Genomic DNA, 11,979 nt, shown 5'->3' on the forward strand with positions numbered 1-11,979 from the left:
CTCGCCTCTCTCCCCCCCCCCCCCCCCCCCTCCACTTCTCCTCCTCGCGCGGGGGGGGGGGGCGGGGGGGGGGGCCCCCCCCCCCCCCCCCCCCCCCCCCCCCCCCCCGCGGATTTCCCGTCTCGGGATGTCACATCCGGTCTACCGCGAACTCCACGGCGGGCCACATGGCCCACCGGTAGTCCGTGTGCGCGGCCGGACGGATGCCGCCTTCGCACACCGGATCACCGCTCGCGCAGTAGTTTCCGGTCCGCCCGGCGTATCGGTCCGGCACGTTCCAGCCGATCAGCCGGATCGGGTCGCCGAACAGCAGCACCGCCGCCACCCGGGATTCCAGATCTCCGGGCAGCGAGTAGATGCCACCGAGCACGGTGACGATGCCGGTGCCGAGCACCCCGTGGGTGACGACGGCTCCTTGCGAGAAGCCGACCAGGATGAACCGCTGGTCCGGGCACTTCGCCGCTTGCCACATCAGGTGCGCGGTCATGTCCTGCGTGCCGCGGCTGATCGAGGACGGATCGAGCAGGTCGGCGGGGTAGTCCACCCGATAGGCCTGCGAATCGACCGGAAGCGCTTGCCACAGTGCGTCGTACAGCGGATCGCCCACCACCGAACCCAGATACCCGGGTTCATGGGTGCCTCTGGCGACGACGACGTCGACCGCCGCACAGGACGCGGCCCATGCGTGCATTCCCGTCGCAGCCCCGAAACCCGCGACGATCAGTAGCACGGCGAATGCCCTTACTACACGCCACTTCTCGAACTGGATTACCTTCCGGTTGGCCATCGTACTCACCTACTCACGCCGTTGTGAGACAGCCGATCGACACTTGTCAGTGACAATTACTCGGCTATATCCGCGAAGGTAAGAACGGCTCAGGAGGCCGTCAAGGAACTCCATCCGACCGATACGGAGTCAGCGCCGAATCGTGTTCTACGGCAGGAGAACCGCCGCACCGGCAAATCGTCCGTGCGCGAGATCGGCCAGCGCCCGATCCGCCATGTCCAGGGAATACCCGTGCGTGGTCAGATGTATCCGGTGTTCGCCGGCGAAAGCCAGGAATTCGCGGGCATCCGCGCGGGTGTTCGCGGTCACCGAGCGAATCTCTCGTTCCTGGAACAGATGCCGTTGGTAGTTCAAGGCGGGAATGTCGCTGAGATGAATACCGGCGACGGCGAGGATCCCGCCGCGATCGAGCGCCGCCAGCGCGGGCGGCACCAGCTCACCGACGGGGGCGAACAGGATCGCCGAATCCAGCAGCACCGGAGGCGGATCCGCCGCGCCCTGCACCGAGGCGGCGCCCAGCGCGGCGGCGAGCTCCCGCGCCGCCGGATCCCGCGTCATCACGTGCACCTCCGCTCCGCGCGCGGCGGCTACCTGAGCGGCGATGTGGGCGCTGCCGCCGAAACCGTAGATCCCCAGCCGCCCGCCCTGCGGCACGGCGGCCCGCAGCAGCGCTCGGTACCCGATGATGCCGGCGCACAACAGCGGGGCGGTATCGGCATCGGAGTAGCCCGGGGGCAGGCGCAGCGCGTAAGTCGAGGGCACACAGGCGAATTCGGCGTAGCCGCCGTCGGCGTCCCAGCCGGTGTAGGCCGAATGCGGACAGAGGTTCTCCGCACCGCGCAGGCAGAACTTGCACTCGCCGCACGTGTGCCGCAGCCAGGCGATGCCCACCCGGTCCCCCACCGCGAAACCCTCCGCGGCCCTGCCGACCGCGACGACCTCGCCGACGACCTCGTGCCCCGGCACCACCCCCGCGCGGTGCACCGGAAGGTCGCCTTCGGCCACGTGCAAGTCGGTCCGGCACACGCCGCAGGCCAGCACACGCACCAGCAGTTCGCCGGGACCGGGTTCGGGAACGGGTGTTCGCTCCGCGTCCAACGGTCCGCTCTCGATCGGACCCGGCCTGCGCACCCGCCAGCAACGCATCGCGGACGTACCGCTGCGAACCTCGCTCATCGGATCACCTCGCACCGATCGGATCGACACGGATGGGCACCCCGACCGCGTCGGCCGGGCCGGAATCACCCTACTCGGCGAATACGGCCACGCGGCCCGGCGAATTCTGATACGTTTCTGTATCGAGTACATTCCTGTATCCAACGCCTCGACCGAGGAGGTGCCCGATGACGTCCGATGCCGTGCAGGCCGCGCCCGCCCGGGTCACCCGCCGCCGCGCCGAAACCAGGAACCGGCTGCTGACCGCCGCCTACGAGGCGTTCGCCGAGGAGGGTTTCGGCCGCGCCACCGTGGAGCGGGTCTGCGAGCGCGCCGGATTCACCCGCGGGGCGTTCTACTCGAACTTCAGCTCGCTGGACGAGCTCTTCCTGGCCATGTGGGAGCAGCGCTCCACGGCGATGCTCACCGAGGCGAGCGCCATCCTGGACGAGATCGCGGCCGAGGGCACCGATGACGTACGCGCCGCCGTCCAGCGACTGGAACGGGCGGTCCCGGTCGAGGAGGGCTGGTACCGGATCACCGCCGAATTCACCGCGCACGCCCTGCGCACCCCCGCGCTGCGCCGGGTGATGGCCGCTCGTGAGGAGGCCATCGTCGCGGCGCTCATGCCCACGATCGTCGCGGCGCTCGCCCGCGGCGGCCGCACCGTGCCCGATCCGGAGGCGTTCGGGCAAGCGCTCATCGCCGTCCACGACGGCACCAGCGTGCAGGTACTGATGGAGCCGGACAGCCGCGCCGTGCGCGAGCGCCGCACCGAACTCTTCCACCACGTCGTGCTGGCCTACAGCACCGCAACCGAAGGATGAACATGTCCCACAGCAGCCCCGAGGCGGACGTCCTCGTCGTCGGCGCCGGGCTGGCCGGCCTGGTCGCCACGCACGAACTGGTCAAGGCCGGTCGCACGGTGCACGTGCTCGATCAGGAGAACCGCAACAACCTCGGCGGCCAGGCGTTCTGGTCGCTGGGCGGGCTCTTCTTCGTCGACAGCCCGGAGCAGCGGCGTCTCGGCATCGAGGACTCCTACGATCTGGCCCTGCAGGACTGGCTCGGCTCGGCCGGGTTCGACCGCGACGACGAGGACAAATGGGCCAGGCAGTGGGCGCAGGCGTACGTGCGGTTCGCGGCCACCGAGAAGCGGGACTACCTGCGCGACCTCGGCCTGCGCGTGACGCCGCTGGTCGGCTGGGCCGAACGTGGCGGCGCCACCGCTGACGGGCACGGCAACTCGGTGCCGCGCTTCCACCTCACCTGGGGCACGGGCCCCGAAGTGGTCCGGGTCTTCGCCGAGCCCGTGCTCGAAGGCGAGCGGCGCGGGCTGGTCCGCTTCGGCTTCCGTCACCGGGTGGACGAATTGATCGTGGAGGACGGCGCGGTGGTCGGTGTGCGTGGCGCCGTGCTCGAGGACACCGATCTGGAGCGCGGTCGCGCCTCGTCCCGCACCGAAGTCGGCGGGTTCGAACTGCGCGCCAAGGCCGTGATCGTGGCTTCCGGCGGGATCGGCCACAACCACGAGCTGATCCGGCGCAACTGGCCCACCGAACGACTGGGCCCGTGTCCGGAGACCATGATCTCCGGCGTGCCCGCGCACGTCGACGGCCGAATGCTGGCCATCACCGAGACAGCGGGCGGCGCCATCGTCAACCGCGACCGCATGTGGCATTACACCGAGGGCATCGTCAACTGGGACCCGATCTGGCCCGACCACGCCATCCGGATCATTCCGGGGCCGTCCTCGCTGTGGTTCGACGCCAACGGAAAGCGGCTGCCCGCACCGTGTTTCCCCGGATTCGATACGAACACGACGATGAAGGAGATCCTGAAGACCGGCTACGACTACTCCTGGTTCGTGCTCACCCAGTCGATCATCGAGAAGGAGTTCGCGCTGTCGGGCTCCGAGCAGAACCCGGACATCACCGGCAAAGACCTCAAACTCACTTTGAAGAGCCGCGTGGCCAAGGGCGCGCCGGGCCCGGTCGAGGCGTTCAAGCAGCACGGCGTCGATTTCGTCGTCGCGGACACGCTGCGCGAGCTGGTCGAGGGCATGAACAAGATCGCGCGCGGCCCCCAGTTGGATTACGACGACCTGGAACGCCAGATCGTCGCGCGCGACCGGGAACTGGCGAACAAGTACGGCAAAGACAGCCAGCTGATGGCGATCGCCAACGCGCGCCGCTACTTCGGCGACAAGGCGGGCCGGGTCGCCAAACCCCACCGGATCCTCGATCCCGCCGCGGGCCCGCTGATCGCCGTCCGCCTCAACATCCTCACCCGGAAGACCTTGGGCGGTCTGCAGACCGACCTGAGTTCCCAGGTGATCAGGCCGGACGGCACGGCGTTCCCGGGTCTGTACGCCGCGGGTGAGGTCGCCGGATTCGGCGGCGGCGGTGTGCACGGCTACAACGCGCTCGAGGGCACTTTCCTCGGCGGGTGCATCTTCTCCGGCCGGGCCGCTGGGCGTGCGCTGGCCGCGAGGCTCACCTGAGCGCTACCGTCGACAGCCGGACGCGACCGTGACGGGCCCTGTCGCGGTCGCCAGCGACGGCGACGACGTGAACGACGGCGCGCCGGAATAGAGCCGGGTGCCCGCCGAGTATCGCCCCGGTTCCACCAGCACATCGGTGATCTCGGCCTCGTTGCCGAAGACGTCCGTCACGCGCGCGGTGAACGGGCCCAGCCCGGCGCCGGAAAGGGTCCAGTAGTTGTCGGCCCGTCGGCTGAGCTGTCGCCACGGCCCACCTTCCGCCGGACGAACAGCCGCCTCGCGCAATGGGTTTCCGGTGCCGCCGAACAGGATGCCGAACCAGGCCGCGGACGAATCCTGCTTCACCTCGTAGGTCAGCTCCTGCGCCGGTTGCGGATCGCGGACCAGGCGGTAGCCGACCCGCGCCACTCCGTCGCGGGGATCGGCGATCCGTTCGAACGCCGCGGCGCTGAGATCCAATTGTCCCGGAGCGCATGCCGGGCAGTGGTCGACCACCAGCGCGCGGACCGACCCCCGTGGGCCCGCGATGTCCAGGAATGCCCCGCAGAGATCGGCGCGCCCGTAGTCGGGGGTCGACAGCCCGGCATAGTAGCCGCCCGGCGGCAGCTCGCGGAAGGAACACGATGTCCGCGTGCCGAAGACGTAGTAGCGCACCTCGGCGGACATGTCCGGCCCGATCGGCGCGAAAGTCACGGCGGACACGGGAAATCGGGACGGCGAGGACACCTCGTCGAGCGGATGCGCCGCGGCGCAGGTCGGCGCCGACGGCCGTACCAGCCAGACGACCACCGCGACGGTGGCCAGCGCGCCCGCCGCAAACCATAGCCATTCGGAACGGAATGGCCGCTCTTGGATCGGTACCCGGTGCATCGCTTCCCCGACTCCGGCTCGGCTCCTCACGGACTGTCCATCCTGACTCCACCAGGAAAGCAGCCCGGCCGCTCGCGCGCACAGCGAACGAAAATTCTTCACAGTGAAAGGCGGGCAATTCAGCAAGCGCGCCGCTAATTTCGGCCATTCCGCCCGGGGACGACCGCGGCCGATCGGAAATGATCCGGCGGAGCCGGGCGCACCGGTGCCGGGCCGCGCGGTGCAGCTAGAGCCTACGCGCGTGCCGAGGACACAGGGTTCGCCCCGCCTCACGGGCGATCTCGGCCAGCGCCATGGCCAGCCGGGCGGTGTCCGGCGCCACCGCGTCGGCACCGATCAGGCCCGACAGCGACACCGCGGCCACCGCCGCGCCGCGACCGCGAATCGGCACTGCCACGCACGTGATTCCGGGCACGGACTCCTCGTTGTCGACGGCGACACCCTGACGGTTGCGGATGCGGCCGAGTTCGCGATGCAGTTCGGCGCGGTCGGCGAGGGTGCGAGCGGTCAGTTGCGGCAGGCGATCCCGGAAGGACGCCTCTACGATGCTCGGGTCCAGCGTCGCCAGCAGCGCCTTGCCGAGTGCGGTGCTGTGCGCGGGCATCCGGCCGCCGAGCCGGGTGGGCACACTGGCGGCGATCCGGCCGCCGACCTTGTCCAGGTACAACACATCGCGCCCGTCCAGAACGCCGAGATGGCCCACCATTCCGGTCTGCTGGCAGACGTCGTGCAGCAGTGGGCTCACCACATCGCGGATCTCGTTTTGGTCGGCGGCCAGGCCACCCAACTCCAGAGTGCGCAAGCCGAGTCGATAGCCGCCGGGCGCGTGCGCCAGCCAGCGCAGCCGGATCAGCTGGTCGAGGATGCGATGCACCGTGGAGCGCGGCAGTCCGGTGCGCTCGGCCAGTTCGACGAGGGTGAGCGTCGGCGTCGCGCCGTCGAACGCCTCCAATATCAGCGTCATCCGCTCGATCATCGATACCGGGGGCTGGCTCGGTCGTGCTGCCTGTCCGGATTCGGTCGGCAAATCCCCCGTCTCGGAATCGGTCATCACCTCGACCGTCATTGCCAACCTCCACGCGCGCTCGCGTAGAGCTTAGAGGCCGCTAAGCGGACCCGTGCGCGGAATCCTCGAGGGCGAGCAGCCACTCGCGGGTGTACCGTTCGGCCAGCAGCGGCAAGAAGTTGACGATGGTGGCGTGGTGGGCGACATGGTCGTAGGAGGCCTGGAGATGGTCCTCGATCGCGGCTTCGCTGGCGACGCCGTCGAATTCGTTCTCCAGGCGCCGCGCGGCCGCCTCGAGGGCGAGTTCTTGGTCGAGAGGGGTCTGCTGGTTCGAGTCGTGGGTGGCATGGCGGTCGGTCATCGCAAGATTCCCCTGGTCGTGACGGATCGGTACCCAGGACGCTGTCGTGGCGCACGATAACGCCCGTCATATGGGTACCCGCCCCCGGCCGGTTCGACACCCTCGCCTGCGGCTGAGGTCCCCGATCCGGCCTCCGCTCCCGACGACACAGTTGATCCTCGCGGATCTCGATCCGTCCCTTCGCGACGCCGACTCGCACCAAAATAGAACACGTTCTTGTCTGCGGGGGCCGCGCGTGCCAGGCTCGACAGATGGATCTCGACGCCATCGAAGCCGTCCGCCAGTTGAAGTACCGCTACTTCCGTACCCTCGACCTCAAAGAGTGGGACGAGTTCGCCGACACCCTCGCGGTCGACGCGAAAGGGCGCTACGGCACCCACGCCATGGGCGAGCCGCTGAACCTCGACGGCCGGGACGCCATCACCGCGTTCATGCGGGAGAATCTCGGCCCCTCGGTGGTCACCGTCCACATCGCCAACCACCCGGAGATCGGCGTCGACGGCGCGACGGCCACGGGATCCTGGGCCTTCGAGGACACCGTGCTCGCCACCGAGTACGGGGTGCTGATCCGAGGAGCCGGCTACTACACCGACACCTACCGCCGCGACGACGACGGCAAGTGGCGCATCACCTCCACGGCCTACCGGCGCATCTACGAATCCATGCAGTCGCTGTCGGACACACCCAGCTTCCAGTTGCTGTCCAACATGTGGACGCCCGGTAAGTGACGGGCGGGAAAACGGTCCACTATCCGCCCGGTGGCGCTGGACGGTCCCGCGCCGCCCGGCGGATGCTGCGAACATGCCCTCGCTAGCGCCTGACGAGTTCACTCCCGAGATCACCTACCTGAACACCGCCTCCTTCGGTCTGCCGTCCGCCCGCGCCCTGGCCGCGGTGCGCGAGGCGAGCACGAGCTGGGCCACCGGCCGCAGTGGCCCGACATCCCAAGTGGACCTCCTGGTACCCGACCTGCGCGCGGGCTTCGCCCGGCTGCTCGACGGTGCCACCGCCGATGACATAGCGCTCGGCAGCGGTGTCGCGGGCCTGATCGCACCCGTGGCCGCCGCACTGCCGCCGGGCGCGGAGGTCCTCCTGCCGGAAGGCGAATTCGCCTCGGTCTCGATGCCTTTCGTGTACCGGGACGATCTCGTCGTGCGCTTCGTCCCTTTGGCGGAGCTGGCCGCGCAGGTCCGTCCGGAGACGGAGTTGGTGGCGGTGAGCGTGGTCCAATCCGCGGACGGCCGCGTCGCCGATCTCCCCGAGCTGCGGGCGGTCACCCGGGCCAACAACGCGCGTTTGCTCGTGGACGCCACCCAGGCCGCGGGCTGGCTGCCGCTGCGCTTCGCCGACGCGGACTACTGGGTCTGCGCCAGCTTCAAATGGCTGATCGGCGCGCGCAGCGTCGCGTTCCTCGCCACGCCGCCCGAGTTCGTCCCGCAGCTGCGTCCGATCGGCGCCAGTTGGTACGCCGCCGAGGACCGCTGGGCGGAGCTGTACCGCCCGGCCGCGCTGCCCGCGACGGCACGGCGATTCGACACGACGCCCGATTGGCTCGGCGTCGTGGCGGCGCTGGCGGGACTGTCGCTGATCGAGGAACTCACCGTCGACAAGATCGGCGCGCACGACCTCGAACTCGCCGGCCATTTCCGGGCCGGACTGCGCGAATTGGGTTTCGAGCCCGTCGAGGCGCCCTCGCCGATCGTCTCCGTCCCTGGCGCTGGCGACCTCGCGGCCCGGCTCGAGCAGGCCGAGGTGGTCGCCTCAGCGCGAGGCGGCGGCTTGCGATTCGCCTTCCACCTCTACAACAGCGCCGAGGACATCGAGCGGGCACTGTCCGCGCTGCGAGCCGGGTAGTCCCCGCCGCGGCCGCCTACCTGCCCGACCAGTCGAAACGGGCGAGCCCAAAGTGTTGGCCGAGCAACCGCGCCGACGACATCGAGCGGGCACTGTCCGCGCCGCGAGCCCGGTAGTCCCCGCCGCGGCCGCCTACCTGCCCGACCGGTCGAAACGGGCGAGCCCCGAAGCGTGGCCGAGCAACAGCGCCAACACTTCCGGTCGGCTTCCTGCGTCCGAGTTCGCGACGACAGGGCACTGTCGCCTGCGGGCCGGGTAGCTCCCCGTGCTACCGAGCCGGTCACACGACCGGGCGGGGCCGATAGCGTGACACGCTGTCGCCGACCGACCGGCACGCCGTGCAGCCGGTCGGTCGATAGGCCGGTCGCCCGGTCGGCAAGCCGGAGCTCATCGATGACCTCGACCGCGCACAGTCCGCGCGGTACGCCGAATAGCCCCGGCCGGGGCCGCCGTGCGATCGGCCAGTAGCTCCGCAGGCCGTGGTGGGTCAGCGACCGGGACGCTGCGCGGGAGCGGTGATCAGCGGGAGATCGAGCGCGGTGAGAATTCCGGCGGGCGCCGCGACCACGGCTGGAATCGCGTTGACGATGCGCAGGCCGGTCGCCAGCACGGTCGCGTAGTTGTGATCCCCGTTGCGGCTCGAGGTCACCAAGTCCAACGCGTAATTGGGCTCGCCGGTGATCTCGACCCGGTAGGAGCCCTCCGGGTCCGCCGGTTGTGGCCAGTCCGGGCACAGGTCGGGGCGCAGCCTGGTCACGTGCTCGAGGACCGTGACGGGCACGTCTCCGACCATGCCCCGCACTTCGAAACGCAGTGCCGCCGCGGTTCCTTCGGCGATGTGCCCGGTCGCGATGTCGAACGACTCCGGCGCCGCGATCCGCTCGTAGGATTGCGTGACGGCGTCGAGGGTGACCCCGATCCCGGCCGCGAGCTGGCGAACCGTGCCGCCCCAGGCGAGCGACAGCACGCCGGGCTGCAACAGCATGGGGATCTCGTCGAGTGGCTTGCCGAAGCCCATGATGTCGAACATGACCGCGCGGTTGTCGTAGCTGGCGTAGTCCACGATCTCCAGACAGCGCAGTTGATCGATGCGCAGACAGGTTCCCGCGAGCGCGAGCGGCAGCAGGTCGTTGGCGAAACCGGGGTCGATGCCGTTCACCCACAGCGACGAATTGCCCTGCGCGGCCGCCTCCTGCACCGGCTTCAGCAACTCGTCGGGCAGCACGCCGTAGGGGTACTGGAAGAACACGGGTGCGCACGCGACGACATTGATCCCGGCGGCCAGGATGCGTTGCAGATCCTGTACGGCTTCGAACAGCCGGTTGTCGGTCATGCAGCAGTAGACGACGCAGTCCGGACGCGACGCGAGCAATGCCTCCGCGTCGGTCGTCGCGGCGACGCCGACGGGCTGATCGAGCCCCGCGAGCGTCCCCGCGTCCGCTCCGCTCTTGGCACCGGACACCCACACGCCGGTCAATTCCAGCTCAGGATGGGCGATTACGCCGGCCAAGGCATGCTTGCCCACATTGCCGGTGCCCCATTGCACTACGCGATATGTCATGTCACAGGTCCGGGATCGGAAGGTCGAGGTTGGGAACGATCAAGCCGCCGTCGGGTTCGAGAATCTTGCCGGTGAGATACTTCCCCGCGGGGGACACCAGATAGAGCGCGGCCGCGGCGATGTCCTCCGGTTCGCCGATGCGATGCAGCGGTGTCTTCGACTCCAATTCGGTACGCATGGCGTCGTTTCCGGCGACTACTTCCAGTGCGGAGGTCAGGATCGAGCCCGGCGCGATGGCGTTGACCCGGATACGCGGATTGAGGTCGAGAGCGGCGAGCTTGGTGTAATGGGCCAGAGCCGCCTTGGCGGTGCCGTATGCCGCGAACGCACGTCCGGGGAGCCGCCCCATCGTGGACGTGATGTTGAGAATCGAGCCGCCGCCCGCTGTTTCGAGCATGCGCGGCACCGCGGCGCGGACCAAGGCGTGCGCGTTCGAGACGTTGAAGTCGAAGGCGTCCCGCAGTGCCTGCGGCGTCGTGTCCAGCAGCGGGCACGGCAGTGCGCCGCCCACGTTGTTCACCACGATGTCCAATCGCCCGAAGCGTTCGACCGCCGTCTCGGCGAGTGCCGCTGTGGCCTCGGCGTCGCTCAGATCCGCGGGTACAACGTGGGCCTGTCGCCCGGTGGCGGAAACCCGCTCGGCTACCTCGTCGAGCTGGCTTTTGGTTCGTGCGGCGATGACGACATTCGCACCCGCCTCCGCGAACGCGACCGCTATAGCCGCGCCCAGGCCACGTCCTGCGCCGGTGACTATCGCGACCTGATCATCGATTCGGAACCGTTCCAGAATCATTCACGCTCCTAAGCGGCGACTGACGAATATTCGACAGCATGTGATCTAATATTCGTCATCGTAAGTCGCTCACCGAGCCGGGACAAGGGGTTGCCGCCATGCCGGACCGATCTGCGTCGCCGCCCACGCGGCGCGTCGTCGACATCGTGTCGCTACTGGCGACCTCTGGGGAGCCGATCAGCATCGCGGGCATCGCCGAACGGCTGGGCATCGCGCGCGCGACCGCGACCGCGATCCTGGTCGAGTTGGACGCGGCCGGTTGGGTCGTGCGCGACCCGGCCCGTGGTTACGGCATCGGCCCGGCGCTGGTGGGATTGCACGGCGCCGCGCTTCCACAGGACGTGGGCGAGCTTCTCGCCGGTCTCGCTGCCCGGACCGGCTATGGCGCCACGTTCAGCCGCATCGAGCCGGACCGGCTCACCGTGCTCGACGTCCGGCACGGCGTCGACCGGGTGGTGCCGGGAATCCCGGTGGGACATCGCATTCCGCTCCAATTCCCGGCCGGCGCGAGTGTGATGCCGTGGCGTCCGGCAAAGGAGCAGAATACGTGGCTGAACACCGCCAACGAGGCGGATCAACGCATCGTCGGCGCGCTGCTGGCACTGGTGCGTGAACGCGGGGTCGCGGTGTTCCGGCCGCGCGCCGACGATGCGGGCCTGGTCGACCTGCTCGCCGATCTGCTCGGCGCGGTCGGATCCGAATTGCTGCGACCGCATCTGCGCACTCGCGCGCTACGCCAGCTCGCCGCGCTCACGTCCCGGCCTTTCACGCGGGCGGAGCTGGATTCGGATGAGTTATTGCCGCTGAGTTATCTCGCGGCCCCGGTTTTCGATGCGAGCGGCACCGCGGCCTACGAAGTTCAGCTGGGGCCATTGCAGGTGGCGACGACGCGCGTGGAACGCGATGAATTCGTCGATGCGACCCGCAGCGCGGCAGCCGAATTGACGAACGCGCTCACCGCCGGTCGGCATGGAAAGTAATTCTGGGCATAAATGACGAAAGGCCCTCGACGGTGTCGAGGGCCTTTCGTGAAAGGATGTTCCGGCGGTGTCCTACTCTCCCACACCCTGTCGAGTGCAGTACCATCGG

Annotated in this window: 12 protein-coding genes; 5 read left to right on the forward strand and 7 right to left on the reverse strand. The window is 69.1% G+C overall.

Annotated features, from left to right (window positions below):
- Positions 1–130: 130 nt before the first annotated feature.
- Together ACIA5H_RS37135 and ACIA5H_RS37140 are read right to left on the reverse strand one after the other, a co-directional pair.
- A complete protein-coding gene (locus ACIA5H_RS37135; protein WP_397080985.1) occupies positions 131–787 on the reverse strand; it encodes a cutinase family protein in 657 nt (218 codons plus the stop codon).
- Between the two features lie 147 nt (positions 788–934).
- Entirely contained in the window at positions 935–1,933 is a 999-nt protein-coding gene (locus ACIA5H_RS37140; protein WP_355078553.1) for a zinc-binding alcohol dehydrogenase family protein, read from the reverse strand.
- 197 nt (positions 1,934–2,130) lie between these two features.
- On the opposite strand from ACIA5H_RS37140, the gene ACIA5H_RS37145 reads away from it, so the two are divergent.
- Both ACIA5H_RS37145 and ACIA5H_RS37150 read left to right on the forward strand, forming a co-directional pair.
- On the forward strand, positions 2,131–2,769 hold the full coding sequence (locus ACIA5H_RS37145; protein WP_397080987.1) for a TetR/AcrR family transcriptional regulator: 639 nt from the start codon (positions 2,131–2,133) through the stop codon (positions 2,767–2,769).
- A complete protein-coding gene (locus ACIA5H_RS37150) occupies positions 2,766–4,445 on the forward strand; it encodes an FAD-binding dehydrogenase (RefSeq protein WP_355078515.1) in 1,680 nt (559 codons plus the stop codon). The genes ACIA5H_RS37145 and ACIA5H_RS37150 overlap by 4 nt, the downstream gene beginning before the upstream one ends.
- A gap of 3 nt (positions 4,446–4,448) precedes the next feature.
- On the opposite strand, the gene ACIA5H_RS37155 is transcribed toward ACIA5H_RS37150, so the two are convergent.
- The 3 genes from ACIA5H_RS37155 to ACIA5H_RS37165 form a co-directional block, all read right to left on the reverse strand.
- The gene (locus ACIA5H_RS37155) at positions 4,449–5,345 is read right to left on the reverse strand and encodes an expansin EXLX1 family cellulose-binding protein (RefSeq protein WP_397080990.1); all 897 of its coding nucleotides are present in this window, start codon (positions 5,343–5,345) and stop codon (positions 4,449–4,451) included.
- A gap of 196 nt (positions 5,346–5,541) precedes the next feature.
- Positions 5,542–6,279, reverse strand: a complete 738-nt coding sequence (locus ACIA5H_RS37160; protein WP_355081430.1) for an IclR family transcriptional regulator — start codon at positions 6,277–6,279, stop codon at positions 5,542–5,544.
- Positions 6,280–6,421: 142 nt separating this feature from the next.
- Positions 6,422–6,682: a three-helix bundle dimerization domain-containing protein gene (locus ACIA5H_RS37165; protein ID WP_397080992.1), complete on the reverse strand. Its 261-nt coding sequence runs from the start codon at positions 6,680–6,682 to the stop codon at positions 6,422–6,424.
- Between the two features lie 251 nt (positions 6,683–6,933).
- On the opposite strand from ACIA5H_RS37165, the gene ACIA5H_RS37170 reads away from it, so the two are divergent.
- On the forward strand, positions 6,934–7,410 hold the full coding sequence (locus ACIA5H_RS37170) for a nuclear transport factor 2 family protein (protein ID WP_379256315.1): 477 nt from the start codon (positions 6,934–6,936) through the stop codon (positions 7,408–7,410).
- A 73-nt stretch (positions 7,411–7,483) separates the two neighbouring features.
- Positions 7,484–8,536 (forward strand): aminotransferase class V-fold PLP-dependent enzyme, encoded by a 1,053-nt coding sequence (locus tag ACIA5H_RS37175; RefSeq protein ID WP_397080994.1) that lies wholly within the window; start codon positions 7,484–7,486, stop codon positions 8,534–8,536.
- Positions 8,537–9,023: 487 nt separating this feature from the next.
- On the opposite strand, the gene ACIA5H_RS37180 is transcribed toward ACIA5H_RS37175, so the two are convergent.
- Together ACIA5H_RS37180 and ACIA5H_RS37185 are read right to left on the reverse strand one after the other, a co-directional pair.
- Positions 9,024–10,097 (reverse strand): diacylglycerol kinase, encoded by a 1,074-nt coding sequence (locus ACIA5H_RS37180; RefSeq protein ID WP_397080996.1) that lies wholly within the window; start codon positions 10,095–10,097, stop codon positions 9,024–9,026.
- Position 10,098: 1 nt separating this feature from the next.
- A complete protein-coding gene (locus tag ACIA5H_RS37185; protein WP_379256320.1) occupies positions 10,099–10,890 on the reverse strand; it encodes an SDR family oxidoreductase in 792 nt (263 codons plus the stop codon).
- A gap of 98 nt (positions 10,891–10,988) precedes the next feature.
- On the opposite strand from ACIA5H_RS37185, the gene ACIA5H_RS37190 reads away from it, so the two are divergent.
- Positions 10,989–11,870 carry a helix-turn-helix domain-containing protein gene (locus ACIA5H_RS37190; RefSeq protein ID WP_379256321.1) on the forward strand — a complete coding sequence of 294 codons (882 nt, stop codon included), beginning with the start codon at positions 10,989–10,991 and terminating at the stop codon, positions 11,868–11,870.
- The last annotated feature ends 109 nt before the right edge of the window (positions 11,871–11,979 follow it).

This window comes from Nocardia sp. NPDC051900 (genome assembly GCF_044452545.1).
In the GTDB taxonomy this organism is placed as follows: domain Bacteria; phylum Actinomycetota; class Actinomycetes; order Mycobacteriales; family Mycobacteriaceae; genus Nocardia; species Nocardia sichangensis.

What these genes read in the sequence shown, in the direction of transcription:
- ACIA5H_RS37150 (WP_355078515.1), top strand. Translation starts at nt 2,766, where the DNA reads ATGAACATGTCCCACAGCAGCCCCGAGGCGGACGTCCTCGTCGTCGGC.
- ACIA5H_RS37145 (WP_397080987.1), top strand. Translation starts at nt 2,131, where the DNA reads ATGACGTCCGATGCCGTGCAGGCCGCGCCCGCCCGGGTCACCCGCCGC.
- ACIA5H_RS37160 (WP_355081430.1), bottom strand. Translation starts at nt 6,279, where the DNA reads ATGACGCTGATATTGGAGGCGTTCGACGGCGCGACGCCGACGCTCACC.
- ACIA5H_RS37165 (WP_397080992.1), bottom strand. Translation starts at nt 6,682, where the DNA reads ATGACCGACCGCCATGCCACCCACGACTCGAACCAGCAGACCCCTCTC.
- ACIA5H_RS37170 (WP_379256315.1), top strand. Translation starts at nt 6,934, where the DNA reads ATGGATCTCGACGCCATCGAAGCCGTCCGCCAGTTGAAGTACCGCTAC.
- ACIA5H_RS37190 (WP_379256321.1), top strand. Translation starts at nt 10,989, where the DNA reads ATGCCGGACCGATCTGCGTCGCCGCCCACGCGGCGCGTCGTCGACATC.
- ACIA5H_RS37140 (WP_355078553.1), bottom strand. Translation starts at nt 1,933, where the DNA reads ATGCGTTGCTGGCGGGTGCGCAGGCCGGGTCCGATCGAGAGCGGACCG.
- ACIA5H_RS37185 (WP_379256320.1), bottom strand. Translation starts at nt 10,890, where the DNA reads ATGATTCTGGAACGGTTCCGAATCGATGATCAGGTCGCGATAGTCACC.
- ACIA5H_RS37180 (WP_397080996.1), bottom strand. Translation starts at nt 10,097, where the DNA reads ATGACATATCGCGTAGTGCAATGGGGCACCGGCAATGTGGGCAAGCAT.
- ACIA5H_RS37175 (WP_397080994.1), top strand. Translation starts at nt 7,484, where the DNA reads ATGCCCTCGCTAGCGCCTGACGAGTTCACTCCCGAGATCACCTACCTG.
- ACIA5H_RS37135 (WP_397080985.1), bottom strand. Translation starts at nt 787, where the DNA reads ATGGCCAACCGGAAGGTAATCCAGTTCGAGAAGTGGCGTGTAGTAAGG.